This is a genomic window from Micromonospora sp. NPDC050784 (genome assembly GCF_044456765.1).
Classification (GTDB): Bacteria; Actinomycetota; Actinomycetes; order Mycobacteriales; family Micromonosporaceae; genus Micromonospora; species Micromonospora foliorum.
Map to the genome: position 1 here is coordinate 236757 of NZ_JBITGG010000005.1, position 25367 is coordinate 262123.

Below are 25367 nucleotides of genomic sequence, written 5' to 3' on the forward strand. Positions count from 1 at the left end.
CCGGTCATCCCGCTCCCGCTCAACCAACCCAGAGCGCGACCCGGTGGTCCTCGTCCGTGACGTAGAACGGTCGCCCGTCCAGCTCGGCCACCCCCTCGACGTGGTGAAACGGCGCCAGGTCCGCCACCTCCTCCCCGACGAGCCGGCGCGAGTCGCCCGCCTCCGCACCGGGAAACCGGAAGCGGACGTGCCGGGAGGTGACCTCACCCCCGCCCGGATGGTCGTCGAGCAGGACCGACCCCTTGCCCAGCGCGTCGATCGAGCCGACCACGGCCGCGTACCCGCCGTCCACCGTCGGGGTGATCGCACGGAAGCCGGTCAGCTGCCCCGGCAGGGTCACCCCGGTCAACACGTACGCCCCCAAGGCCCGCGGCCACGCCGGGTCGGCCGTAAACATGCCCGGCACACCGGCCACCTCGACCAGGATCGGCTCACCGGCGTCGGTGACCGGGAAACGCAGCCCGAGCAGCACCGTGCCGGCCGGGGTGAAGGCCGCCGCCTCCACGTTCAACGGCAGGTCGTCCGGGGCCAGCCGGCTCACCCAGCTCTTCTCCCGGACGGTCCCCCGCGCCAGCGTCTCCACGATGAACCGTTCCCGCACCCGTTCCCCCGCCGGCAGGAGGGTCAACGGCGACGCGGCGAGGGCGTCGTTCACCGCCCGGTGCAGTCGGAACGAGTTGCGCACCACGTGCACCGGCACCGGCCCGGCCGCCGCGTCGTCCTCGCGGAACCGGGCCACGAAGGCGCGCCGAGGTCGCAGCGGGCCAGCCTTCGAGCCGAAGTGGGAGCCGAAGACGTACACCCAGCCGTCGTGGTGGGCGAGCGCCTCACCATCCTCGGTCCGCCCGTTCTCCGCACCGGCATCCGCCCGCACGTGCCGGGCCGTCCACTCGCCGTCCTCGCGCTCCAGCAGCAGCGCGAGGCAGTGCTCCACCGGCCCCTCGTCCAGCACCGTCCAGAAGCCCCGCCGGGCGCCGTACGCGCGCAGCAGCGCCACCGACCGCACCGGCAACAGATCACTGGCCTCGTTACCGGCCACCACGAATTCGACGAGTCGCAGGGTCACCGCGCCAGCGTACGGAGCCCACGCTCGTACAGTGGCGGGGTGCCCGACACCGTGATCACCGCCCCGCCCACCGACCCCGAGACGTACGCGGCGCTGCACGCCGACACCATCGCGTTGCTGGAGGGCTGGCAGCCGACCAGCCCGGACGCGGCCAGCGCGCGGGACCGGACCTTGGCGCTGCTCGCCGCCGGCCCGGTCGCGATGAGCCGGCAGCACCGGCCCGGGCACGTCACCGCCAGCGCGTTGGTGCTGGACTCCACCGGCTCCCGGGTGCTGCTCTGCCTGCACGGCAAGTTCGGGCGTTGGGTGCAGCTCGGCGGGCACTGCGAGCCGACCGACCAGACCCTGGTCGCCGCCGCGCTCCGCGAGGCCACCGAGGAGTCCGGGATCGCCGGCCTGCGCATCGACCCGGTGCCGATCGACGTGGACGTGCACCAGGTGCAGTGTCAGGGCGGCTCGGCGCACTACGACGTCCGGTTCGCCGTGCTCGCTCCGCCCGCGGCGGTGGAGCAGGTCAGCGACGAGGCCGAGGAGCTGGGCTGGTTCCCACCGGACCAGCTGCCCGAGCCGCTGGCCGGCGGGACCGTCCAACTGGTCGCACCGGCCCTCGCCGCCCTCAGACGTAGCCCTCTTCGCCTCGCTCCTTGAGCTCGTCGACCAGGGCCTTGACGTCCTGCGCCCGGTCGCGCGGGCAGACCAGCACCGCGTCCGGGGTGTCCACCACGATCAGGTCGCGCAGACCGAGGACGGCCACCAACCGACCCGACTGCGGAACGACCACGAGGTTGCTGCTGTCCCGCAGCAGCACGCCCGGCTTGGCTTCCGTGCCGAGCACCACGTTGCCCGCCTCGTCGGCCGGCAGCACGTCGCCCAGGGTGTGGAAGTCACCGACGTCGTTCCAGCCGAAGTCGCCGGGCACCGTCGCGACTCGGCCCGCGGTGGCCGCGCCCTCCATCACCGCGTAGTCGACGGAGATCTTCGGCAGGGTCGGCCAGATCGCGCCCAGGACCTCGTCCTGCTCCGGGGTGCCCCAGGCGGCGGCGATCGCGGCGACGCCGGCGTGCAGCGCCGGCTGCTGGCGGGCCAACTCGGCGAGGAAGACGTCCACCCGCCACACGAACATGCTCGCGTTCCACAGGTGCCGGCCCGATTGGACGTACGCCTCGGCGACCTCGGCGGCCGGCTTCTCCTTGAACTCGGCCACCGGTCGCCACGGCACACCCTCGGTGGGATCGCCGGTCTCCAGGTAGCCGTAGCCGGTCTCCGGGCGGGTCGGGGTGATGCCGACGGTCATCAGCATGCCCTGCTCGGCTCCGCGGACCGCCTCCTGCACGGTGCAGACCCAGCTGTCCGGGTCGCGGATCAGGTGGTCGGCCGCGAAGCTGCCCATCACCGCGTCCGGGTCGCGCGTCGCGATCACCGCGGCGGCCAACGCGATCGCCGCGCAGGAGTCCCGGGGAGAGGGCTCGACCAGGATGTTCTCCTCCGGCAGCACGGTCAGCTGCCGCGCCACCGCCGTGACGTGCGCGGCACCGGTGACCACAAGGGTCCGATCCGGTGTGGTCAGCGGCGCGAGCCGTTCCACGGTCGCCTGGAGCAGCGAGGCGCTGGTGCCGGTCAGCGGGTGGAGGAACTTGGGATGGCCAGCGCGGGACAACGGCCACAACCTCGTGCCGCTGCCACCTGCCGGAATGACCGCATAGAGCATCCGCACATCATGCCCGACGGACCTGCCCGAAGTGGCACGGGTCACCCGCAGCGGCCCGGAGGATCAGGAGCGGGCGCGACTCCACGCGGCGATGTGCACCTCGGCGCTGGACTCCCAGGTGAACTCCTTGGCCCGGTCGAACCCCGCCTTCGCCAACGACAACCGCCGCTGCTCGTCGTCGAGCAGGGCGGCCAGGTCGGTGGCGATCTGCTCCGGGTCCTCCGAGGTGTACGCGACGGCGTCGCCGCCCACCTCGGGCAGCGAGAGCCGGGGGGTGGTCAGCACCGGGGCGGCGCACGCCATCGCCTCCAGGATCGGCAGCCCGAACCCCTCGCCGTAGGACGGGTACGCGGCGACCAGGGCGCCGCCGAGGAAGCCCGGCAGGTCGGCGTAGCGCAGGTAGCCAGGGCGCAGCAGACGCAGGTGCGACGGAACCTCGGCCACGGCCCGGTCGATGTCCTCGTCGTGCCCCTGCCCACCGGCGATCACCAGGGCCGGCGGGTCGACCCGGTCAGCCACCGCCCGCGCCCACCCACGGATCAGGTTGGGCACGTTCTTGCGTGGCTCCTTGGCACCGAGGAAGGCGACGTAGCTGCTGTTGCCCAGCCCCAGCCGCGCGCGTACGCGGGCCTTCTCCTCCTCGCTCGGGGCGTGGAAGGCAGCCTGGTCGACACCGTGGTAGGCCACGTCGATGCGCGTCGGGTCGGCGTCGAGCAGCCGGATCAGCTCGTCGCGGGTGGCCTTGCTGGGCACGATCACGCGGTTGGCGCGGCGCATCGAGGTCTTGATGGCGCTGCGGAAGAACGTGCGGCGGGACTTGTCGTAATGCTCCGGCTCGGTGAAGAACGTTGCGTCGTGCACGGTGACCGTGACCGGACACCCGGCCCGCAGCGGGCAGGTGTAGAAGGGCGAGTGCAGCACCTGCGCGCCCACCTGCTGGGCGAGCAGCGGCAGGCCGGTCTGCTCCCAGGCTAGCCGGGCCGGGCGGTGCGCCACGGCGGCCGGGGCGGGAATGATCTCCGCGCCGGGCAGCATGCGGGTGTAGCGCTCCAGATCGGTGCGGAGACTGACCACCGCCAGCTCCACCCCCGACCCGCACACCTTGCCGAGGGCACCGAGTAGACCGTCGACGTATCGACCGACACCACCACGGTCGGCGGGGACACTCGTGGCGTCGATGAGCACGCGGGGCGGGCGACCGGCGGTCACGGGGCGACTCCTTGTAATGGCGGGTCTGTGGGAAACAACACTCCGGGGGTCAAGCCTACGCCGGGGCGCGGGGCCGACGCTGACTGCGACCCGACGGTACGCCGACTTGTCATCGTCATCGAGTACGGCCCGCAGAGGCGTATCGTTCGCGCCGATGGCCGACAACATTGCCCGGGTGTTCGCCGACGCGATCGCGACCGACCCGACCCGACCGCTGCTCACCTGGTACGACGACGCCACCGGTGACCGCACCGAACTCTCCGGCGTCACTCTGGCGAACTGGGTGGCGAAGACCGCCAACCTTCTGGTCGACGAGGTCGGCCTCGCCCCGGGTACCCCGGCCGGGGTGCTGCTGCCGCCACACTGGCAGACCGCGGCGGTGCTGCTGGGCTGCTGGTCGGCCAAGCTGAGCGTGGTCGACACACCGGGCGACGTGGGGGTGCTCTTCGCCGCCGCCGACCGGTTCGACGAGGCGCAGTCCTGGCCCGCCGACGAGCGGTACGCCCTCGGGCTGGCCCCGCTCGCCGCCCCGCTACGGCAGGTGCCGCCCGGGTTCGCCGACTACGTCGTCGAGGTACGCGGCCACGGCGACCACTTCACGCCGCAATCAGGTTCGGGCCCCACCGACGCGCACCTGCTGGGCCGCGCCGAGGCCCGCGCCGTCGAAATGGGCATCGAGCCCGGCGCACGGGTCCTCATCGACGCCGCGCGGCACCCCGACCCGGTCGACTGGCTGCTGGCCCCGCTGACCCGGGCCGCAACCGTGGTCCTCTGCGCCAACCTCGACCCGGCCCGAATGTCCAGCCGCCAGGCCACCGAAAAGGTCACCCACACCCTCCCGTGACCGGCCCGCCGCACCCGGGTCGACTTGGGGTCGATCATGGAGTCGTGGTGGGCAGTTGATGCGCCGATGCCCGTTCTGTGGGGCACCACACCTCCATGATCGACGCGAGCGGAGGGCGGCCCGGGCGGGGCCGGGCGGGCTGGGCGGGGAACTGTCAGGCGGGGGTGTTGTCGGTGGCTCGGCGTTGGGCCAGGGCGGCGAAGGCCGTTAGGGACTCGGGGTTGGCCAGGGCGCCCTTGGCCGCGGCCTGGTCGACCGGGGTACCGGTGAGGATCTTCTTGACCGGCACCTCCAGTTTCTTCGCCGAGAGGGTGCGGGGCACCGAACGCACCTGGTGGATCTCGTCGGGCACGTGCCGGGGTGAGAGCGCCGTGCGCAGTTCGCGGCAGATCTTCGCGCGCATCGGGTCGTCCAACTCCAGACCCTCGGCCAGCACCACGAAGAGCAGCAGCTCACCGGCGCCGCCCTCGTCGTCCTCCAGGTGGACGACGACCGAGTCGAGCACCTCGTCGAGCCCTTCCACCACCGAGTAGAACTCGGCGGTGCCGAGTCGTACCCCGCCGCGGTTGAGGGTGGCGTCGGAGCGCCCGGTGATCACGCAGCCACCCCGCTCGTTGATGGTGATCCAGTCACCGTGCCGCCAGACGCCCGGGTAGACGTCGAAGTACGCCTCGGCGTAGCGGGTGCCGTCCGGGTCGTTCCAGAAGCCCACCGGCATGCTCGGCATCGGCTCGGTGATCACCAGCTCGCCCAGTTCACCGATGGCCGGCGTGCCGTCGGCGGAACGGGCCTCGACCTTCGCGCCCAACGCCCGGCAGGCGATCTCACCGGCGTACACCGGCAGCAGCGGCACCCCACCGACGAAGCCGGTGCACACGTCGGTGCCACCGGAGAGCGACTGGAGTTGGAGGTGGTCGCCGACGGTCTCGTACACCCAGCGGAAGCCCTCGGCGGGCAGCGGCGCACCTGTGGAACCCACGCCGCGCAGGGCCGACAGGTCGGCGACGTCCCGGGGGACCAACCCGGCCTTGCGGCAGGCCAACAGGTACGGCGCGGAGGTGCCGAAGTACGTGGTGCCGGTCTCCGCCGCCAGCCGCCACAGCCCGCCGAGGTCAGGGTGGCCTGGGTTGCCGTCGAAGAGCACGATGGTCGCGCCCACCGCCGGGCCGGAGACCAGGAAGTTCCACATCATCCAGCCGGTGGTGGTGAACCAGAAGAACCGGTCGGCCGGGCCCAGGTCGTGGTGCAGGGCGAGCATCTTCAGGTGCTCCAGCAGGATGCCGCCGTGGCCGTGCACGATCGGCTTCGGCAGCCCGGTGGTGCCCGAGGAGTAGAGCACGTAGAGCGGGTGGTCGAACGGCACCGGCGTGAACGTCAACGGCTCGTCGGTGGGCGCGGCCAGCTCGGCCCAGCCCAGCGCGCCCTCGGGCACGGAGCCGGTCGGGTCGAGGTAGCCGATGCTGACGGTGTGGCGCAGCGACGGCAGGGCGGCCCGGATCGCGGCCACCTCGGCACGCCGGTCCACCGGCTTGTCGCCGTACCGGTAGCCGTCCACGGCGACCAGCACGGTCGGTTCGATCTGCAGCCAGCGGTCGGTGACACTGCGGGTGCCGAACTCTGGCGCGCAGGACGAGAAGATCGCGCCCAGGCTGGCGCTGGCCAGCAGCAGGACGTACGTCTCGGCGATGTTCGGGGCGTACGCCGCCACCCGGTCACCGGCGGTGACGCCGAGCTGGCGCAGCCCGGCCGACACCCGGCGGACCTGCTCGCGCAACTCCCCGGCGGTCAGCGTGACCGGCGGCCGGGTCTGCCCGTGGGAGATCACCACATGGTCATCGTCGGCCCGCCCCGGCATCCGCAGCACGTTCTCGGCGTAGTTGAGCGTGGCGTCCGGGAACCAACGGGCGCCGGGCATCCGCCGCTCGGCCAGGGTGGCGGTCGGCGGAGTGTGCGCGATCACCTCGAAGTGGTCCCAGACAGAGCGCCAGAACCCGTCCAGGTCGGTGGTGGACCAGCGCCACAGCGCGTCGTAGTCGGCGAAGTCCAACCCGCGGTGCTCCCGCAGCCAGCGCAGGTAGGCGCCGATCCGGGACCGCTCGCGTACGTCCGCCGGCGGCGCCCACAGCATGTCACCCACTGCTCCACCCTCCCCCTGGCCCGACACGACACTGTGACTGGGCCGTGGCGCCATCTTGCCCTACCTCGAAGCGCCATTCTGCGCACCGGGTCGGCCGACCGACGCGTGCCCGTCCCACACTCCACCCCGCCATCTCATGTGGGTCAGCCAGCGCGGTGGGCCTGGATGGCGCGGCGACGGGCGAGCCGGTGCGCTCGGCGGATCTCCGCCTCCTTGTAGCGGCGCTCGTCCTCCGCGGTCTCCGGCAGCACCGGGCGAACGGCCCGCGGCGCCCCACCCACGTCCACACCGACGAACACCAGGTACGCGGTGGCGACCCGGACCGGCGCGTCCTCGGCCGAGTCCCACCGTTCGGCCACCACCCGCACGCCCACCTCCATCGAGGTCTGGCCGGTCCAGTTGACCTGGGCGTGCGCGTGCACGAGGTCGCCGACCCGGACCGCCTCGGAGAAGACGATCTCGTCGATCGCCGCGGTCACCGCGGTCCCGCCGCTGTGTCGGGCGGCAGCGGCCCCGGCCACGTCGTCGACGAACTTCATCAGAACCCCGCCGTGCACGGTGCCGTAGAGGTTCACGTCCACCGCGGTCATGATCTTGCTGAGAGTGACGCGCGAGTACGACGTCGGCTTGCCGATCGGAGCGGCGGAGAGGTGCTCAGTCATGTCGAAAACGGTACGGTGCGCGGATGCGACATCTCTGGAGCTTCCTCGCCGGGCTGGTGGTGGCGCCCATCACCTGGGTGCTGGTCACACTGGGGCAGGACGGGTCGAGCCGGACGGTCGACCGCTGGGTGGAGACCGGCACCTTCAACACCGCCAACCTGATCGAGCCGGCCGTGTACCTCGGTGTCGGCGGTGTCCTGCTGGGCCTGCTCGGCACGCTGCGCTTCTCGCCGCTGGGCCCGTTGGTGGCCGGGGCGCTGCTGGTCACCCCGTACATCGGGATGTTCGTGGCGCCCTTCTCGGTGCGCGACGCGATCCCGCACGAGTGGAAGGTGTTCGGCGACCCGTTGCCGCTGCGGCTGCCCGTGGAGAACGGAACGCTCTTCCTGATCGGCCTGCTGCTGTTGATGGCGACCTTCAGCCAACAGCGTTGGCGGCAGTGGCCGAGTCCGGCGACCGAGCCGACCACGGCACCCACCCCCGCGGCGGACGGAGGCCCCCACAGCGACGACTTCACGTTGACCGACTGGCCGGCCCCCGCGCCCGCCGAGCGCGACACCGCGCCCCTCACTCTGGGTTACCCGGCCGACTCGACACCGACCGAGCCGCTGCCCCGCCGGGTGGGTGGCGAATCACCCTGGTCCGCCCCGCCGCGCGGTCAGCCGCGCCCCGAGGACACCACCGAGAGCCGCTGATCGTCGGGGCGGGCCGGGAGACCGGCCCGCCCCTTTCGTCTCTTCCGGGCTAGTGCAGCGCGACCGCCAGGTCCGGGTCGACCGTGCCGAGGCTGGCGCGGGGCACGACGAGGAGCATGACGATCAGCGCGGCGGCCATGCCGCCCGCGATGACGATCGCCATCGGTACGCTCCCGGTGCCGAACAGGCCGGCCAGTGGGGCGGACACCGCGCCGATGCCGAACTGCACCGCGCCGAGCAACGCCGCGGCGGTGCCAGCGGCCTCACTGTGCCGGCTCATGGCCAGTGCCGGCGCGTTCGGCAGGGCGAGGCCGGCGGCGGCCAGGACCAGCCACAGTGCCGCGAGCAGGGTGCCCAGGCCGCCGAAGCCGGTCGCCGCGAACATGACCAGCAGCAGGCCGGCCGCCGTTCCGGCGATCAGGGCGCTGACCAGGATCTGCTGCGGGGTGCAGCGGCGCAGCAGCCGCACGTTGAACTGGGTGGCCCCGATCAGACCGACCGCGCCGGCCCCGAAGGCGATGCCGAACTGCTGCTCGTCGAGGCCGTACTCCTGCTGGAGCACGAACGACGAACCCGAGACGTACGCGAACAGGGCCGCCATCGCGAGCCCGGCGACCAGCACCAGGCCGACGAATGCCCGGTCGTTGACCAACCCCCGGTAGTCGCGCAGGGTGGCGCTCACCCCGCCGTGCCGCCGGCGCGCCACCGGAAGGGTCTCCGGGAGCCGGAACGCGGCCACGACGATCAGCAGCGCGCCCAGCACCGCCAGCGCCGCGAAGACGCCCCGCCAGTCGGTCCAGCTCAGCAGGCCGCTGCCCAGCGTCGGCGCGAGGATGGGCGCCAGGCCCATGACGAGCATCAGCCGGGAGAAGATCCGGGCGAAGGAGGCACCGCTGAACAGGTCGCGGACCACGGCCGTCGCGACGACGGTGGCGGCCGCGACACCGAGCCCCTGGAGTACGCGCAGCCCGCCGAGCACCGCGATGTTGGGTGCGAAGACACACAGCACGGAGGCCACGATGTGCGCGGCCAACCCGGCCAGCAGCGGCACCCGCCGCCCGACCACGTCGGAGAGCGGCCCGATCAGCAACTGGCCCAGCGCGAGGCCGACCAGCGTGCCGGTCAGCGTCAACTGCACCGCCGTCTCGGTGGTCTGCAGGCCCGCCGTGATGGCGGGCAGCGCGGGCAGGTACATGTCGATGGTCAACGGCCCGATCGCGATCAACGCCCCCAGCACGAGGACGAGCTGCGCCCGCTGACGGTTGGTCATCAGGTCGCCGGGCAGTACCTCTTGCGCGACGGCGGAATCGGGGCCGGTCTTCTCCACCAACTGCTTCATCATCTCGATCTCTCTGCGGAAGCTGGTGCGTCGTCACGAGCGGCGGCGCGGGGCGGCACCGGAACCGCGGGGACGCGGCGGCACGGTGTGCGTGCCCGGCGGTGGGCAGCGTGGATGTGACGAGGCAGGGGTCGTGGCGGGGGTGGCCGGGTGGGGCGATCATCCGAGGGTGATTCTCTCGCTCGGCAACACCTCGGCGCCGGTTGACGTTCCCGGTGTGTGGGGAGTCACCCGTCCCGTCCGTCAGGGACGACTGTGACCGGAGTCACAGCAGGAGCAGAACCGGGGCCGGGGTACGCGTCGTCTTGCCTGGTGTGAAACGAAGTCTGGACGGGCTCGACGAGGGCGAACTCCTTCGCCGCGTCGGGCGGGGCGACCGGCGGGCGTTCGACGCGTTGTACCGGCGTACCTCCCCCTGGTTGACCGCGCGACTGCGCCGGCGCTGCGCGGACGAGGACGTGGTGGCCGAGGTGCTGCAGGAGACGTACCTGGCGGTCTGGCGGTCGGCCGGCAGCCAGGCGCAGTCCTCCGCCTCAGGCAGCGCCGTGGGTTGGTTGTGGACCATCGCCGCCCACCGGCTGATCGACGCGTTCCGCCACCGGGCCCGACGGGAGCGGATCCCGTCGGTGCGGACCTTCGAGACGGTGGCCCCGGCCGCCGAGGACGAGGCGCTGGCCGGCGGGATGGACGCCAACCTGGAGCGGGCCCTGCACGAGCTACCGGCGGAACTCCGTCAGGTGCTGCGCTCGATGGTCCTCGACGGGTTGACCGCGCGGGAGACCGCACTTCTGCTCGGCATGCCGGAGGGGACCGTGAAAACGCGTGCCCGACGGGCCCGAATCGCCCTCCGGGAGGCGCTGTCATGACCACTCACCCGACGCCCGCCCTCATCTCCCAGTACGCCTCCGGTGGAGCCGACGTCGACGACACGACCATCTGGGCGGTCGAGGCGCACCTGGAGACCTGCGCCGCCTGCCGAGCGGTGCTGACTGACGCCGTCGACCCGGGCACGCAGGACCTGCTGGAGCGGGTGGCGGACGGGATCGCCGCCGGAATCGCCGCCGGCCCAGGTCCGGTACGCCGACACCGGCTGCGGCGTACCGGGGTCGCCGCCCGGGTCCTGCCCTGGTTGGTCACCGCCACCGGGCTGATGCTGGCCGCGGCCCTGTTCGAGTGGACGTTCGACAGTCTGCCGTCGCTGGTGCTGCTGATCGCGCCCGTGGCGCCGCTGCTGCCGGTGGCCGCGGTCTGGAGTCGACGCCTCGACCCCGCCTGGGAGCTGACGGCCACCATGCCCCGTACCGGCCTGCCGCTGCTGATGCGCCGCACGTTGGGGGTGCTGTCGGCGGTCCTACCGGTGCTGGCGGTGGCGGGTTGGGTCACCGGGCACTCCCCGGGGCTCTGGTTGCTGCCCGTCCTGGGGTTCACCGCCGGCGCGTTGGCATTGGGCACGGTGGTGGGGGTCGACCGGGCAGCACTCGCGTTGGCCGTCGCCTGGTCCGCCGGTGTGGTCGTACCGAGCCTCGCCGACGGGCGACTCCCGGCGATCCTCGCGGGCGGCAGCCTGCCGGGCTGGGCGCTCACCACCGTGGCGTTGACGGCCGTCGCGCTCGTCCAGGCCCGGAGAAGGCCGCACGACCCGCACCAGAACCTTCTGCACCGATGACGACACCGAGCCAGGGCCGAATGGAGAGATCATGATGCGTACGGTCAGCGTGGCGGAGACCGCGCCGTCCACCTGTGCGTGGGCGGTGCACGCCGAGATGTTGCAGGTCCGGGCCGGCCGACACCTCGCGGTCAACGAACTCGACCTGAGGTTGGGCACCGGTGTGCACGGGCTGCTCGGCCCCAACGGCGCCGGAAAGACGACGTTGATGCGAGCCCTGGCCACAGTGCTGAAGCCGGCCGGTGGGCGGCTGACCCTGCTCGGCGGCGAGGTCACCGGCAACGCCGACCTCCGCCAGGTACGCCGCGGCCTTGGCTACCTGCCGCAGCACTTCGGCTTCTACCCGCGCTTCACCGTCCGGGAGTTCGTCGAGTACGTCGCCTGGCTCAAGGAGATGCCGAAGGCGGTCATCCCGGGCGCGGTGCAGCGGGCCGTCGAACGGGTGGGTCTGGCGGACCGCGCCGACTCGCGGATGAAGACGCTGTCCGGCGGGATGCTGCGCCGCGCCGGCATCGCCCAGGCGATCGTCAACGACCCGGCGGTGCTGCTGCTCGACGAGCCGACCGTCGGCCTGGACCCGGAGCAGCGCCTCGACTTCCGCGAGCTGCTGCGGGAGATCGGCCTGGACAGCTGCGTACTCGTCTCCACCCATCTGGTCGAGGACGTCGCGGTGGCCTGCTCCGACGTGGTGCTGCTCAGCGAGGGCCGGTTGGTGTGGCAGGGCACCACCGGGCAGCTCATCGAGCAGGGTGGCACCGGCGACGTCGGGGACAGCGCCATCGAACGCGGATACTCGTCGCTGCTGCGCGCTCACCGGGGGCGGGTGTCGGCATGACGGCACGCATTTTCCGCATCGAGCTGCGCCGCTCGGCGGCGCTGGGCATCGGCGTGTTGTTGCTGGTGACCGGCGCGGCGTTGCTGCTGTCGTCCACCGAGTTCTTCGCGGGGCGGTGGATGCAGTTGGCGGTGCTCGCCCGGTCGATTCTGATGGTGCTGCTGCCACTCGCGCTGGCCGGCGGGGCGTGGATGGGCCGGCGCGACGCGCGCCACCGGGTCGGCGAGTTGTTCGCCAGCACCGTCCGGCCGCGGTGGCAGCGTGTCGTCCCGACCGCCGGCGCTCTCGCGGTCACGGTGGTGACCGCGTACGTCCTGGTCTTTGTGATCGCGGCCGGATGGGTGGTGCCGACGTCGGGATACTTCCCGAGCGCGTCGATCGTCGTCACCGCGGTCGGCGTTCCGGCGCTGATCGCCGCGGGTTGGCTGGGCATGGCCGCCGGCCGGGCCGTACCCCGCGTGATCACCGCACCGGTCCTCGCCGTGGTCGGATTCGTCCTGGTGGGGTTGGCTCCGGAGTTGGCCATGGCACCCGACACCGGCGCGGAGATCGCGCGGTTCCGGCCGGAACCGGCAGCGATGTTGCTCCTACCGACGATCAACGGCCTGGACGACTTCCAGACGATCATGACGCGGGTCAGCCTGCTCCAGGCGCTGTGGCTGGTGTCCCTCGCCGCGACCGGCCTGCTGCTGCTCAGCGCGGTCCGTCGCCGCGCCATCGCGTTCGCCGTGCTCCCCGCGGTGCTCGGCGTCGCGGTCGCCCTACCGCTCCTGCCCGTCGGCGGAGCCCGCGGTGCGGCGGTCGTCGACCCGGTCGCCATCGAGCTGGTCTGCGACAACGACGGCCCGCAGGTCTGCGTGCGGCGAGTGCACGCCGGGCTGCTGCCCGACGTCGTCGGCCCCGCCCGCCAGGCGCTCGGAATGATGGCGGCGAAGCTGCCCGACGCACCGGTCCGGGCGGTGCAGACCCAACAGGTCACCTTCTGGGCGCGGCCGGACCGGGAAACGGCACCGGCCCGGCACGCCGCCGACACGATCGTCTTCGACACTCCCACGATCAACCGCCTCGGGCGGGCCGACCTGTCCGGCGACTACTTCCTGCCGTCCCTGCTGGAGGCCGCCTGGCAGCAGGAGTGCGGCGACCAGCCGGTTCTGGGCGACGTGTACCGAGCCCGGATGGTCGCCGCCGCCTGGCTGACCGGTCGGCCACCGGCCCCGCAGCCGAGATGGGCACCCGAGGAGATGGCGCTGCTGGAGAGTGCGTACCAGGCGCTGGTGAGCCTGCCGGAGGCCGAGCAACGACGTCGGATGGCAACGGCACGCGAGGGCGTACTGGCCTGCCGGGACGACGAGCTGGTGGCGATCATGTCGAAGGATCGGCCGTGAGGTGGCTCCAGCTGCACCTGCGCTCCCGCCGGGTCCCCCTCGCCATGGTCACCGTGACCGCCCTGATCGTGCTGGCGTGGGCGCTGTCGCTGGCCTACACCGACTCGCCGACCATCAGCGCCCGGACCGCCAGCCTCGCCATCATGCTGGCGGTGGTCGCGGTCGGCACCACCCTCAACGGCGCCGACGACGCCCTCGACCACACCATGGCGGTCAACTGGCCGCTCCGCCGCGGCGGGCACCTGCTACTCGCCGCCGCCACGATCACCGCGCTGCTGTCCCTCAGCATGATCACGGACACGCGCTACGAGCCGTTCGCCCTCATGCTGCGCAACACCGCGGGGCTGCTCGGGCTCACCGCGCTCGGCGCCACGGTGCTGGGTGCCGCCCTGGCCTGGATCGCCCCGCTGACCTGGACCCTCATCGCGGTGCTGCCGATGATGGGGCCCAGTCAGGATCTGAAGATGCAGGTCGCCGGATGGTTGATCCAACCCGCCGGGACCACCGCCGCAACCGCCTGCGCCGCGATCCTGGCGGTGACCGGTCTGCTCGCGTACGCCCTGCGGGGTTGCCCCGTGCGGCCGGTGAGCGAGACCGCCCCCGACCGGTGACGGCCGCTCCGGTGCTCCGGGATCCCGGAGCACCGGAACCCGCCCCGGACGTGCCGTCCAGGGACGTTCACTGCCGAACTATGCCGGGTCCGCGGCCCGCAGCCGTGGCCACCGCTGCTCGGTCCAGGCCCGCAACAGCCACTCCAACGGCCCGTACTGGAAGCGGGCCATCCACGCCGCGCTCGCGGCGAGCTGCACACAATAGATCGCGACCGCGATGAGGACGACGACCGCAGGCGCGACGGCACCGGCGAGGCCCAACCCGACGCCTGTGAAGACCAGCACGCAGAGCAACGACTGGCCCAGGTAGTTCGTCAGGGACATCCGGCCGGCCGGCGCGAGTACGGCGACGACCCGCCGCCCCCGGTCGGTCTGGAAGAACTGCAGCAGGGTGGCGGCGTACGCGGCCGCGAGCAGCGGCGCGGTGAGCACGCCCGCCGTCAGCCCGGTGAGGTTGGCGGTGCCCCCGCCCGATGCGAAGATCACCGCACCGGCCAGGCCGATCGGATAGCCCAGCCGCTGCACCCGGCGCAGGAGCTGCCGGTTCCCGGCGATGTCGGTGAGCAGCCGGCGTCGCCCGGCCGCGTAACCGAAGAGGAAGGCCGAGAGGGCGAGCGGCCCCTGCACGAGGAGCGTGCCGAACATCGCCGGCAACTGGCGTACGTGCTCGGTGACCAGTGAGCCGATCCCACCCTGTAGTGCCTCGGTGGACCGCTGCCCCGCCGCCAGTGCCGCCGCCGGATCGGTGACCAGTTGGGCCCCGCTCGTGGCGGCGAGCGCGAGGACGAAGCCGATCCCGGCGGTCAGCAGTACGGCGACGCGCAGCGCGGTGCCGACGCGGACACCCCGCATGGCGAGCAGGACCAGACCGAGCAACGCGTACGTGGTCAGGATGTCGCCCTGGAACAGCAGCACCGCGTGCAGGATGCCGAGCACGAAGAGCCCGGCCAGCCGTCGCCGGAACCGTGGGGCGACGTCGACGCCGCGCCGCGCGGCGGAATCGAGCTGCAGCGTGAAGCTGTAGCCGAACAGGAAGGAGAAGAGCAGGTACGCCTTCATCGTGAAGAGCAGCTCGACCAGCCACAGGACCGATTGGTCGCCCCACGAGTCGTGCGCGGGATCCGGAACCAGCTGGAAGGGATAGCCGGAGGCGAAGAAGGCGATGTTGACGAACAGGATGAGGAGCAGCGCCACGGCGCGCAACGCGTCGACGTCGACGATCCGGGACTGCGTCCCGGACGACGCTCGGCTCTCGACGGGCGGGTCCTTGATGGAGTGGCTCACGGGACAACCTCCGGTACGGACAGGAAAGTGGTCGGTGACTTCCTGTGACCGTATGAAGTCGCCTGTCCGGGTGACAGCCGGTGAGCGGGACGATGACCGGTGGGGTAGGCCCTACCCCACCGGCCCTGAGCTGCCACGAAGCCCCGAATCAGCCCTTCAGGAGCTCCCGCGCCATCACGATCCGCTGCACCTGGTTGGTGCCCTCGTAGATCTGAGTGATCTTGGCGTCCCGCATCATCCGCTCGACCGGGTAGTCCCGCGTGTAGCCGTAGCCACCGAGCAGCTGCACCGCGTCGGTGGTGATCTCCATGGCGGCGTCGGAGGCGAAGCACTTCGCCGCCGCACCGAAGTAGGTGAGATCCGCGTCGCCACGCTCCGACTTGCCGGCAGCCGCGTACGTGAGCTGCCGGGCCGCCTCCAGCTTCATGCCCATGTCGGCGAGCATGAACTGGATGCCCTGGAACTCGGCGACCGCCTTGCCGAACTGTCGACGTTCGGTCACGTACCCCTTCGCGTAGTCGAGCGCGCCCTGCGCGATCCCGACGGCCTGCGCGGCGATGGTGACCCGGGTGTGATCCAGGGTCTTCATGGCGGTCGCGAAGCCGGTGCCCTCCGCGCCGATCATCCGGTCGGCCGGGATCCGCACGTTGTCGAGGTAGACCTCGCGGGTGGGCGAGCCCTTGATGCCGAGCTTCTTCTCCGGCGCGCCGAAGCTCACCCCGGCGTCGGACTTCTCGACCACGAAGGCCGAGATGCCCCGGGACCGGGCGGCCGGGTCGGTGACGGCGAAGACGGTGTAGAACTCGGACACGCCGGCGTTCGTGATCCAGCGCTTCACGCCGTTGAGCACCCAGTGATCCCCGTCACGTACGGCCCTGGTGGTCATCGACGCGGCGTCGCTGCCCGCCTCCGGCTCGGAGAGGCAGTACGAGAACATCGCGTCACCGGCCGCGACCGGCGTCAGGTAGCGACTCTTCAGGTCAGCGGAACCGGACAAAAGCAGTGGCATCGTGCCGAGTTTGTTCACCGCCGGGATCAGCGAGGAGGACGCGCAGGCGCGGGCCACCTCCTCGATCACGATGGCGGTGGCCAGCGCGTCCGCGCCCGCGCCGCCGTACTCCTCGGGGATGTGCGGGGCGTGGAAGTCAGCCGCCCGCAGCGCGTCGTAGGACGCCTTGGGGAACTCCCCGGATTCGTCGGCCTCCGCGGCGTGCGGAGCCACCTTCGCGGCGCACACCTCACGCACCGCTTCCCGGATCGCCTGGTGCTCCTCGGGCAACCGGTAGACGTCGAACGACTCCCCTGCGGCCATCTCGGCCCTCCCCTTCACCACTATCATGCGCAGTCTGTGACGACTCCTGACCGCCGACCGCGCAGACTGAAGACTAGCGACTGCAGTTCAGGTGATGTTACCGGCGCGTAGGTATGGGCAAGATGGTGCACCTAACGCGCTGGGCGATGATGGAGACCGAGACAGTGAGCCACCCTCCGGTGCCCCGCCCAGGCGCCGCAGCAGAATGCGACGCGACGACGCGACGCCAGTGCGAGCGGAGAAGACAGGCGTGACGATCCCCTACCCCACCATCCAGCCGACCCCCGCCATCGCCGCGGTGACACCGCCCTCAGGCGCACCCCGGCCGCGGGTGACGTTCCTGGGGACTGGTTACCTCGGTGCGACGTACGCCATCTGCTACGCCGAACTGGGCTACGAGGTACTCGGGTTCGACGTCGACGCCGACAAGATCGCGATGCTGAACGCCGGTCAGGTGCCGATCCACGAGCCCGGCCTGGACGAGCTGCTCCGGCGCAACCTCGCCGCCGGCCGCCTCCGGTTCAGCACCGACATCGCCGAGACCGCCGAGTTCGGTGACGTGCACTTCATCTGCGTCGGCACCCCCCAGCGCGCCGACGGCATGGGCGCCGACCTGTCGTACGTCGAGGCGTCTGTCACCAGCCTCGCGCAGCACCTGACCCGCAAGGCGTTGATCGTCGGCAAGTCCACCGTGCCGGTCGGCACCGCCGAGTGGGTCGAGCAGCTCGTCGGCAAGCACACCCCCCACGACCTGGACGTCGAGGTGGCGTGGAGCCCCGAGTTCCTCCAGGAGGGCTTCGCCGTCGACGATGTCCTGCGCCCCAACCGGATCGTGGTCGGCGTCAAGAGCGAGTGGGCCAACGGCATGCTCTACGCGGCGCACAAGGGTGTGTTCGACCTGGCCGCCACGGAGGACCGCGAGGTGCCCCTGGTGGTCACCGACTTCTCCACCGCCGAGCTGGTCAAGGTCGCCGCGAACGCCTTCCTGGCCACCAAGATCTCCTTCATCAACGCGATGGCCGAGGTCTGCGAGGCCTCCGGTGGCGACGTCACCCAGCTGGCCCGCGCGATCGGCTACGACCCGCGGATCGGCAACCGGTTCCTCCAGGCCGGCCTCGGCTTCGGAGGCGCCTGCCTGCCCAAGGACATCCGGGCCTTCCAGGCCCGCGCCCAGGAGCTGGGGGCCGGCGAGGCGCTGCGCTTCCTGCACGAGGTCGACCTGATCAACCTGCGCCGTCGTACCCGGGTGCTCCAGCTCGCCGCGGACCTGCTGGGCCGCCGCTCCGGCCCGGCCGGCCCGGACTTCTCCGGCACCCGGATCGCCGTGCTCGGCGCCACCTTCAAGCCCAACACCGACGACGTCCGCGACGCCCCGGCGCTCGCCGTCGCCGCGCTGTTGCAGAAGGCCGGCGCCGACGTGCACGTGTACGACCCGCAGGGCACCGAGAACGCCCGCCGCGCGGTTCCCGAGTTGACCTACGAGAGCGGCATGAACGAGGCGGTCAGCGACGCCGACCTGGTCTGCGTCCTCACCGAGTGGGCCGACTTCCGCAACGCCGACCCGGTCGCCCTCGGCGAGTTGGTCAAGGGCCGCAAGGTCGTCGACGGCCGCAACTGCCTCGACCCGGCACTGTGGACCCAGGCGGGCTGGGAGTACCGGGGCATGGGTCGCCCCTGACGAAACCGACGCCCACCGGCCGGTCATCGAGCATCTCGATGGCCGGCCGGTGTCGTTGTTTGCCCGGGACCCGCCGACAAGAGTCGAAATCCGCGCCAGCTTTGGGCATGCTGCGACAGTGGGAGTCCACAGTGCGGGTGGAGGGGTGTCGTGGCGACCTTTCAATGCTCCTCGTGCGGCCGGGAGATCAAGCCGGCCGTTCGATGCCCGCACTGTGGGGCAGATCAACCACAGTGGGTCGAGCACCTGGCCGACATTGAGCGTTCGATCGCGGAGATGAAGGCGCGCGACGCCGCCATCGCTCGTGAACAGCGGCAGATCGCCGCCAAGATGCAGGCCGCGCTCTTTCAGCGGGACATCCTCGCCCACGCCGGCGAGGAGCGGATCAAGCAGGCCACCCGGCCACGCCGGGTGCTCCGCCGCCGCCCCGGCCGGCGGCCACCGAACGCCACCATGGGAACGCCGCCCCGGGTGCCCCGCCAGGGCACCCCGCCCGCCCCGGAGGATCCGCCGCCGCCCCCGCCCCGCCCCAGCTGGCTGGACGCGGACGACCCGGAGCACCCGCCGGAGGCGTCCTCGCGCGAGGTGCAGAACATCCCTCTCGGGTTGGGCGCGCTGCTGCTCGCGGTGGCCGCGGTGGTCTTCGCCGCGGTGGCCACCAGCTCGATGGACGCGCTGGCCCGGCTCGGCATCCTGCTCCTGGCCACCGTGCTGATGCTGCTCGCTCCGCCGGCACTGGCCCGGCGTGGGCTCACCTCGACCGCCGAGACCATCGCCGCGGTCGGCCTGCTGCTGGTGCCGCTCGCCGGCAACGCGCTCTGGGCGGTGGACCGGATCGGCACCGGCGGTGGCTCCGGCACGGTCTTCGCCGGGGTGATCTTCGCGGTCACCGCCGCCGTCGCCTTCGGGTACGCCGGTTGGACGGGCCTGCGCGCGCCCCGCTTCGCCACCGTGCTCGCCGCGCAGCCGGTGCTGCCTCTGCTGGCGTACGACCAGATCACCGGTCCGGGCGGTTGGGCGCTGGTGCTGGCCCTGGTCGCCCTCGTCAACCTCGGCCTGGCCCGCTCCGGAGTGACAGTCGAACGGCCCGTCCGGCAGGACCTGCCAACGCCGGGCGCGCCGTCGGCACCCCGCCAACGCGACGCCGAGAGCCGGCCGGAGGGCGACCCGGAGGAGGCCGCCGAGCTGATCGACGCCAGCGCCGGCACCGCCGAACCCCGGCCGACCCGCCCGGTGCCCGGCCTGCGTGAGCTGACCTGGCTGCTGCACGCCCTGGCGGTCGCCGTCTCGCTGGCGTACGCGGTCACCGCCCTGCTCCGGGCACAGACCGTGCCGACCGCGACCGGCGCCGGGGTGGTGCTGCTGCTGGCCGCCGTGATCGGGCTGGCCGGCGCGCTGGTGCTGCGTCGCCCGCCGCTGCCCGACGTCGCGGCCGGCATCGTCACCCTGGCCGTGATCGGCGCGCTCAGCCGCATCGCCTCGGTGGCACTTCCCGGCCGGGCGCTGCTGCTGATCGCGGCGGTCATCACGGTGACCGGGCTGGCGGTGCGCGCGGTCCCGGAAGCGGCCCGACGTGGCCCACAGATCGCCTCGGCGGTGGCGCTGACCGTCAGCGGTCTGGTGGTCGCCGGCGGTGCGCTACGCGCCGGGGTGGCACCGGTCCGGGCCGCACTGCCCGCCTGGGACCCCGACCTCAGCCGGTACCCGGGCGAGTTGGCCGCCGCGGTCGGGCCGACCACCTGGCAGCTCGCGGGTGCCGCGTTCCTGCTCACCATCGCGGCGGTGCTGGCGCTGCCCAGCGAGATCCGCCGGGAGTTCGCGGTCGCCGGCGCGGCGTTGACCGCGCTCGCCGTCCCGGCCTCGTTCGGTCTCGGCTGGGCGACGGCGCCCTGGCCGATGGTGGTCACCGCGATCGCCATCGGGGTCATCGGGCTCTCCGCCCGCACCGACCGGGCCGCCGTGGCGCACGCCATCGGGGCGGCCGTGGTCGGTCTGTTCGGGGCGGGTGCCAGCCTGTCCAGCCCCACCCTCACGGCCGCGGTCCTGATCACTCTGTTCGTGGCCGGCACGCTTGTCGCGCTGGCGCCCCGGATCCGGATCGCCTCGGCCGCCTCCGACACGGTCACCGCCTGGGCCGCCGGTGGCGCCGCGTTCGCGCTGCCCGGGGCGGTGGCCGCGTTCGTGGCCGCCACCATGCCGAGCGACCCGACCCCCACCCCGGCGAGCCTGCGTGAGGTGACCGTCCCGGTCCTGGCGGCCAGCTTCCTGGCGGTCTGCGTGACCCTCGGCTACGCCGCCGTCGTGCAGGTCTCCCAGCGCCACATCCCCGCGCCGCTGTCGGTCGGCACGGGGCTGGGCGCGCTTGTGGTCACCGCCGCCGCGTTCGGGGCGCCCGGCGCGACCGTCGCCGACGCCTGGGTGGGCGCGCTGCTACTGGTCGCGGCGGTGCTGCTCTTCCTGGCTCCCTCCATCGACGCCGGCCGGCGAGCCGACCTCACCCTCGACGGCTCGGACCTGGCCGCCGCGGCGGTCACCACCGCCCTGATCGCCACCCTGGTACGGATCGGGGCGGTCCTCGCCCCGGGCGGGCAACTGGCGGTGGCCGCCGCCCTGCTTCTGGTGGTCGCCGTGGCCGCCCGCAGCATGCCAGAGGAGTGGCGACGCGGGCCGATCCTCGGCCTCACCGTCGGCGGTGCCCTGATCGGCGTCCTCGCCGGCTGGTCGGCGGTGCGTGGTGGGGTCGGCGTGCTGGCCACCCCGGGCCCGATCTGGCGGGGCGACCTGAGCGGCTGGCCGGCCGCCCCCGTCGGCGGCGCCACCTGGCAGGCCCCGGTCGCGCTGGCGCTGCTGGCCCTCGCCGCCGGCATCCTGCTCCCGCCGCCCTGGCGCTGGGACGTGTCCGGCGTGGCGGTGGTGCTCGCCACGATCGGCGCGCCGGCCGCATTCGACCTGGCCTGGTGGTCGCCGGTGCTGGTCGGCGGAATGGTCGCCACCGTGTTCGGCATGGCCGCGGTGGCCACTGAGGAGGCGCGCGCCGGGCTGTCCCGGGCCACCGTGGCCGGGGTCGTCGCGCTGCACGCCGCCGGAGCCGGACTGGTCCGCCCGTGGACCACCGCCCTGGCGTTGGGCAGCATCGCTCTGATCGGCGTGGTGGTGGCCACGCTGGGCCGTGTCCTCGCCGGCCCGCAGGTCACCGACATCGACACCGAGGGGATGCCTCCGCACCTGGCGCAGATCGGTGGCGCGGCGATCGGTGCCGCCCTGCTGGCCCTCCCCGGTTCGGTGGCGGCACTGGCCGCCGAGTTCGAACACTCGGCGCAGGTGGTGCTGACCGCCGCGTTGGCCGCGACCAGCCTCGGCCTGGCCGCCGTGGCCGCGGTCCGTCGGCAGGTGCCGCAATATCTGCCCTGGGTCAGCGTGGCGGTGGTCGGCGGGGCCACCATCAGCGCCCTCGCCGCCATCCCCACCGGCCTCGCCGCCGGCGTCTACGCGGCCGCCGCCGCCCTGCTCGGCGTACTGGCCGAGTTGATCCGCGCGGCCACCGTGCCGCCCACCGGCGCAGCCCAGCCGGTCCGGCGCTGGGCGGTACGACTCGACGGCGCCCTGCGGCGGCTGCCGGACGATCCGGAGCGACGACGGTGGCGGGTCAACCCGGCCGCGGGTGCGTTGGCCGCGGCGGCGCTTCCGACCGCCCTGGCCCTCGCCTCGATCGCACCCGCGCTGGTCACCGCCCTGGTCGAGCCGCACCGCACCCTGACCCGGATCTGGCAGGGCCCGCCGCCGGAACTGCTCACCCCACCGGCGGACGTGGTCAACCCGACCCACGTGCTGACGGCGTTGCTGCTCACCGCGACCGCCGCCCTGGCCGCCACCGGTTTCAGCGGCGGACGGCGGTCCCGGGCCGTGCCGGTGGTGCTGCCCGGGGCAGCCGTCACGCTGCTGATCGCACCGATCGCGCTGGGCCAGGGCTGGCCCGCCAGCACCGTCGCCGCGCTCTCCGTCTTCACCATCGCGATGCTCGGTCTCGCACTGACCCCACCGCCGCCGCTGGTCGAGCGGGCCCGCTCGCTACGGCTGGCCCGGGTGCTGGTGTTCGCCATCGGTCTGGCCGGTGGCAGCGCCGGGCTCGCCGGGAGCCTGGCCGACCGGCAGATGACCCTGTTCACCCTCGGCAGCGCGGTCGGGGTGGGCGCGGTGGCGGCGCTGTTCGGCACCACCCAGCGGGCGCGCATCCTCGGCTGGCTCTTCGCCTCACTCATGGCGCAACTCTTCGTGCTCACCGCCGGCCTGGTCGCCGGGCTGGCGGCGGTCTGGTCCGCGTTCGGGGTGCTGGCCGTCGGCGCGGTCCTACAGGTGCTCGCCGCGACCCTGCCCCGGCTGCGCCGCCCCGAGGCGCAGCGGGAAGCCTCCACCGTGGAATGGACCGGGTACGCTGCCGCGCTGATCGCCCTGGCCCTCGCCTTCGACTCGCCCCGACACATCGCCGCCCTGCTGGCCGCCTGGGGCGCGGTCCTCGGGGTGGCGGCGACCCGACCCGGCCGCCGACCGGTGGAACGCCGGATCCTGTTCTGGTCGGTGGTGGTCTGTGAGATCACCGCGTGGTGGATCCTGATGCGAGTCGCCGACGTGGCGCTGCCCGAGGCGTACACGCTGCCGTTCGCCGCGTTGGCCCTCCTCGTCGGCGTCCTGGAGCTGCGCCACCGACCCGACATGAGCAGTTGGGTGGCGTACGGGCCGGCGCTGGTCGCGGCCTTCGTGCCGACGCTGGCCATCGTGCTGGCCACCGAGTCCAGCACGATGCGGCAGATGCTGCTGCTGCTCGGCGCGGTCGGGGTGCTGGTCTTCGGCTCGTCCAGTCGGCAGCAGGCGCCGGTGATCGTCGGCGCGTCGGTCACCGCGATCGCGGCGATCCACGCCCTGTTCAGCCTGGGCCCGTGGCTGGCGCTGATCCCGGTGGGCATCCTGCTACTGGTGCTCGGCGCGAGCAACGAACGCCGCCGCCGCGCCCAGGAGCGCCTACAGACCGCCCTGCGCGGCATGAGATAAACCGGAGGGTCCCTGCGGCGTGGGTGAGTGGGGACGGTGACTGGGCCGGGTTCGCGGGCCGGTGCCGGCTGTGGGGGGGGCCGGGCGCGTCGATCATGGAGTTGTGGTGGGGCACAAAAGGCAAGAAGCGCCCTCTTCCGGGCACCACAACTGCATGATCGACCCCGTTGAGGGGGCCCGGGTGGGCTAGCGCAGGGTTGCCTGGAGGGCGGCTTCCTTGGTGGCTACCAGCTTCTCCAGGTCCTGCTGGTAGGTCGCCATCTTGGCGCGCAGGCCCTCGTCGCCGGCACCGAGGATCCGTACGGCGAGCAGGCCGGCGTTGCGGGCGTTGCCGATCGACACGGTGGCGACCGGGATCCCGGCCGGCATCTGCACGATGGACAGCAGCGAGTCCATGCCGTCGAGGTGCTTCAACGGCACCGGCACACCGATCACCGGCAGCGGCGTCACCGAGGCGACCATGCCGGGCAGCGCGGCGGCACCCCCGGCCCCCGCGATGATCACCTTGAGGCCCCGGTCGGCGGCGTCGCGCCCGTACTCGATCATCGCGACCGGAGTCCGGTGCGCCGAGATCACCCGCACCTCGTACGCCACGCCGAAGTCGTCCAACACCTCGGCGGCGGCCCGCATGGTCGGCCAGTCCGAGTCGCTGCCCATGATCAAGCCAACCGTGCTCACTGCGGCCCTTTCGTCGTTTCCGGAACCGTGGCTCACTCGTGGCCCTCGCGCAGCCAGCGCGCGGCCCGTGCGGCCCGGGCCCGCAGGTCGTCCAGGTCGTCGCCGAGCACCGTGACGTGCCCGATCTTGCGGCCAGGTCGTACCTGCTTGCCGTACAGGTGCACCTTGGCACCCGGCTCGGCAGCGAAGAGGTGGTGCAACCGCTCGTCGATCGACATTCCGCCCGGCTCACCGCCGAGCACGTTCGCCGACACCACCACCGGGGCGGTCAGCGCGGTGTCACCCATCGGGTAGTCCAGCACGGCCCGTAGGTGCTGCTCGAACTGCGAGGTCCGGGCACCCTCGATGGTCCAGTGCCCGGAGTTGTGCGGACGCATCGCCAGCTCGTTGACCACGATCGCGGGCCGGCCGGCGTCGTCGCGTACCTCGAACAGCTCCACGGCCAGCAGGCCGATCACACCGAGCGCGGTGGCCAGGTCGATGGCGAGCTGCTGAGCGGAGACCGCCAACTCCTCGTCCAGGCCGGGCGCCGGGGCCAGCACCTCCACGTTGATGCCGTCGCGCTGCACCGTCTCGACCACCGGGTACGCGGCCACCTGACCGAACGGCGAACGGGCCACCTGCACGGCCAACTCCCGTCGCAGCGGCACCCGCTCCTCGACGATCAGCCGGGTGCCGCCGGCGAGCAGCGTGGTCGCCAGCTCGGTGGCCTGAGCGGCGTCGTCGACCATCCAGACGCCCCGGCCGTCGTAGCCGCCCCGGGCCGCCTTGAGCACCACCGGCCAGCCGACCTGCTCGCCGAAGCCGACGAGGTCCGCGGGCTCGCCGACCGGGCGCCAGGCCGGGTTGGGCGCACCCAGCTCGGTCAGGCGTTCCCGCATGACCTGCTTGTCCTGGGCGTGCAGCAGCGCGTCCGCCGGCGGGTACAGGGGCACCCCTTCCGCCGCCAGCGTGCGGATGTGCCCGGAGGGCACGTGCTCGTGGTCGAAGGTGACGACGTCGCAGCCCTTGGCGAAGGTGCGCAGGGCGGCCAGGTCGGTGTGGTCGCCGTACTGGACGTCGGCGGCGACCAGCGCCGCGCCGTCGTCGGGGGCGGTCGCGAGCACACGCAGTGACTGGCCGAGGGCGATCGCGGCCTGGTGGGTCATGCGGGCCAACTGGCCGCCACCCACCATGCCGACAACTGGCAGACCGGTACGGGAATCCATAGCG

Annotated in this window: 20 protein-coding genes; 10 read left to right on the plus strand and 10 right to left on the minus strand. The window is 72.7% G+C overall.

The features are described 5' to 3' along the window. Window positions 1–19: 19 nt before the first annotated feature. A complete protein-coding gene (locus ACIBD9_RS09320) occupies window positions 20–1066 on the minus strand; it encodes a hypothetical protein (RefSeq protein ID WP_396716025.1) in 1047 nt (348 codons plus the stop codon). A gap of 39 nt (window positions 1067–1105) precedes the next feature. Between ACIBD9_RS09320 and ACIBD9_RS09325 the strand changes: the two genes are divergently transcribed. Further along, window positions 1106–1714 (plus strand): NUDIX hydrolase, encoded by a 609-nt coding sequence (locus ACIBD9_RS09325; protein ID WP_396716027.1) that lies wholly within the window; start codon window positions 1106–1108, stop codon window positions 1712–1714. Here the strand turns inward: ACIBD9_RS09325 and ACIBD9_RS09330 are convergent. Together ACIBD9_RS09330 and ACIBD9_RS09335 are read right to left on the minus strand one after the other, a co-directional pair. Next, complete coding sequence (locus ACIBD9_RS09330; RefSeq protein ID WP_396716029.1) at window positions 1683–2774, minus strand: mannose-1-phosphate guanylyltransferase; 1092 nt, start codon at window positions 2772–2774, stop codon at window positions 1683–1685. The two genes, ACIBD9_RS09325 and ACIBD9_RS09330, sit on opposite strands and share 32 nt — an antisense overlap. A 63-nt stretch (window positions 2775–2837) precedes the next feature. After that, complete coding sequence (locus ACIBD9_RS09335; RefSeq protein WP_238657286.1) at window positions 2838–3983, minus strand: glycosyltransferase family 1 protein; 1146 nt, start codon at window positions 3981–3983, stop codon at window positions 2838–2840. Between the two features lie 154 nt (window positions 3984–4137). Between ACIBD9_RS09335 and ACIBD9_RS09340 the strand changes: the two genes are divergently transcribed. After that, window positions 4138–4827, plus strand: coding sequence for a TIGR03089 family protein (locus ACIBD9_RS09340; RefSeq protein ID WP_396716031.1), 690 nt, complete (start codon window positions 4138–4140; stop codon window positions 4825–4827). 154 nt (window positions 4828–4981) lie between these two features. Here ACIBD9_RS09340 and ACIBD9_RS09345 read toward each other — a convergent pair whose 3' ends face one another. Both ACIBD9_RS09345 and ACIBD9_RS09350 read right to left on the minus strand, forming a co-directional pair. Continuing rightward, window positions 4982–6964, minus strand: a complete 1983-nt coding sequence (locus tag ACIBD9_RS09345; protein ID WP_396716033.1) for an acetoacetate--CoA ligase — start codon at window positions 6962–6964, stop codon at window positions 4982–4984. A gap of 143 nt (window positions 6965–7107) precedes the next feature. Continuing rightward, a complete protein-coding gene (locus ACIBD9_RS09350) occupies window positions 7108–7626 on the minus strand; it encodes an acyl-CoA thioesterase (RefSeq protein WP_238657289.1) in 519 nt (172 codons plus the stop codon). Between the two features lie 23 nt (window positions 7627–7649). On the opposite strand from ACIBD9_RS09350, the gene ACIBD9_RS09355 reads away from it, so the two are divergent. Continuing rightward, window positions 7650–8321 (plus strand): hypothetical protein, encoded by a 672-nt coding sequence (locus ACIBD9_RS09355; RefSeq protein WP_396716035.1) that lies wholly within the window; start codon window positions 7650–7652, stop codon window positions 8319–8321. A gap of 49 nt (window positions 8322–8370) precedes the next feature. On the opposite strand, the gene ACIBD9_RS09360 is transcribed toward ACIBD9_RS09355, so the two are convergent. Next, window positions 8371–9663 carry a multidrug effflux MFS transporter gene (locus ACIBD9_RS09360; protein WP_396716037.1) on the minus strand — a complete coding sequence of 431 codons (1293 nt, stop codon included), beginning with the start codon at window positions 9661–9663 and terminating at the stop codon, window positions 8371–8373. 311 nt (window positions 9664–9974) lie between these two features. Here ACIBD9_RS09360 and ACIBD9_RS09365 point away from each other — a divergent pair, with 311 nt between their 5' ends. Genes ACIBD9_RS09365 through ACIBD9_RS09385 form a run of 5 tightly spaced genes read left to right on the plus strand, consistent with a single transcriptional unit; the run spans window position 9975 to window position 14157 of the window. Beyond that, the gene (locus ACIBD9_RS09365; RefSeq protein WP_396716039.1) at window positions 9975–10526 is read left to right on the plus strand and encodes an RNA polymerase sigma factor; all 552 of its coding nucleotides are present in this window, start codon (window positions 9975–9977) and stop codon (window positions 10524–10526) included. Further along, window positions 10523–11326: a zf-HC2 domain-containing protein gene (locus tag ACIBD9_RS09370; protein WP_396716041.1), complete on the plus strand. Its 804-nt coding sequence runs from the start codon at window positions 10523–10525 to the stop codon at window positions 11324–11326. The genes ACIBD9_RS09365 and ACIBD9_RS09370 overlap by 4 nt, the downstream gene beginning before the upstream one ends. Window positions 11327–11360: 34 nt before the next feature. Continuing rightward, window positions 11361–12161: an ABC transporter ATP-binding protein gene (locus ACIBD9_RS09375; RefSeq protein ID WP_396716195.1), complete on the plus strand. Its 801-nt coding sequence runs from the start codon at window positions 11361–11363 to the stop codon at window positions 12159–12161. Further along, the gene (locus tag ACIBD9_RS09380) at window positions 12158–13546 is read left to right on the plus strand and encodes a hypothetical protein (protein ID WP_396716043.1); all 1389 of its coding nucleotides are present in this window, start codon (window positions 12158–12160) and stop codon (window positions 13544–13546) included. Before ACIBD9_RS09375 ends, ACIBD9_RS09380 begins: the two co-directional genes overlap by 4 nt. Beyond that, on the plus strand, window positions 13543–14157 hold the full coding sequence (locus ACIBD9_RS09385) for a hypothetical protein (RefSeq protein ID WP_396716045.1): 615 nt from the start codon (window positions 13543–13545) through the stop codon (window positions 14155–14157). The genes ACIBD9_RS09380 and ACIBD9_RS09385 overlap by 4 nt, the downstream gene beginning before the upstream one ends. A 78-nt stretch (window positions 14158–14235) precedes the next feature. On the opposite strand, the gene ACIBD9_RS09390 is transcribed toward ACIBD9_RS09385, so the two are convergent. Further along, a complete protein-coding gene (locus tag ACIBD9_RS09390; RefSeq protein WP_396716047.1) occupies window positions 14236–15441 on the minus strand; it encodes a DUF418 domain-containing protein in 1206 nt (401 codons plus the stop codon). 148 nt (window positions 15442–15589) lie between these two features. Then, a complete protein-coding gene (locus ACIBD9_RS09395; protein WP_396716049.1) occupies window positions 15590–16753 on the minus strand; it encodes an acyl-CoA dehydrogenase family protein in 1164 nt (387 codons plus the stop codon). A 250-nt stretch (window positions 16754–17003) separates the two neighbouring features. On the opposite strand from ACIBD9_RS09395, the gene ACIBD9_RS09400 reads away from it, so the two are divergent. Continuing rightward, on the plus strand, window positions 17004–18431 hold the full coding sequence (locus ACIBD9_RS09400; protein WP_396716051.1) for a UDP-glucose dehydrogenase family protein: 1428 nt from the start codon (window positions 17004–17006) through the stop codon (window positions 18429–18431). Between the two features lie 150 nt (window positions 18432–18581). Further along, window positions 18582–23477 (plus strand): SCO7613 C-terminal domain-containing membrane protein, encoded by a 4896-nt coding sequence (locus tag ACIBD9_RS09405; protein ID WP_396716053.1) that lies wholly within the window; start codon window positions 18582–18584, stop codon window positions 23475–23477. 186 nt (window positions 23478–23663) lie between these two features. Here the strand turns inward: ACIBD9_RS09405 and purE are convergent, their stop codons facing one another. After that, window positions 23664–24155 (minus strand): 5-(carboxyamino)imidazole ribonucleotide mutase, encoded by a 492-nt coding sequence (gene purE, locus ACIBD9_RS09410; protein WP_396716055.1) that lies wholly within the window; start codon window positions 24153–24155, stop codon window positions 23664–23666. Between the two features lie 32 nt (window positions 24156–24187). Continuing rightward, complete coding sequence (locus tag ACIBD9_RS09415; protein WP_396716057.1) at window positions 24188–25363, minus strand: 5-(carboxyamino)imidazole ribonucleotide synthase; 1176 nt, start codon at window positions 25361–25363, stop codon at window positions 24188–24190. Window positions 25364–25367: the final 4 nt, after the last annotated feature.

Coding starts and splice junctions, on each gene's coding strand:
- ACIBD9_RS09330 (WP_396716029.1), bottom strand. CDS start 2,774: ATGCTCTATGCGGTCATTCCGGCAGGTGGCAGCGGCACGAGGTTGTGG.
- ACIBD9_RS09340 (WP_396716031.1), top strand. CDS start 4,138: ATGGCCGACAACATTGCCCGGGTGTTCGCCGACGCGATCGCGACCGAC.
- ACIBD9_RS09350 (WP_238657289.1), bottom strand. CDS start 7,626: ATGACTGAGCACCTCTCCGCCGCTCCGATCGGCAAGCCGACGTCGTAC.
- ACIBD9_RS09355 (WP_396716035.1), top strand. CDS start 7,650: ATGCGACATCTCTGGAGCTTCCTCGCCGGGCTGGTGGTGGCGCCCATC.
- ACIBD9_RS09360 (WP_396716037.1), bottom strand. CDS start 9,663: ATGATGAAGCAGTTGGTGGAGAAGACCGGCCCCGATTCCGCCGTCGCG.
- ACIBD9_RS09370 (WP_396716041.1), top strand. CDS start 10,523: ATGACCACTCACCCGACGCCCGCCCTCATCTCCCAGTACGCCTCCGGT.
- ACIBD9_RS09375 (WP_396716195.1), top strand. CDS start 11,361: ATGCGTACGGTCAGCGTGGCGGAGACCGCGCCGTCCACCTGTGCGTGG.
- ACIBD9_RS09380 (WP_396716043.1), top strand. CDS start 12,158: ATGACGGCACGCATTTTCCGCATCGAGCTGCGCCGCTCGGCGGCGCTG.
- ACIBD9_RS09395 (WP_396716049.1), bottom strand. CDS start 16,753: ATGGCCGCAGGGGAGTCGTTCGACGTCTACCGGTTGCCCGAGGAGCAC.
- ACIBD9_RS09415 (WP_396716057.1), bottom strand. CDS start 25,363: ATGGATTCCCGTACCGGTCTGCCAGTTGTCGGCATGGTGGGTGGCGGC.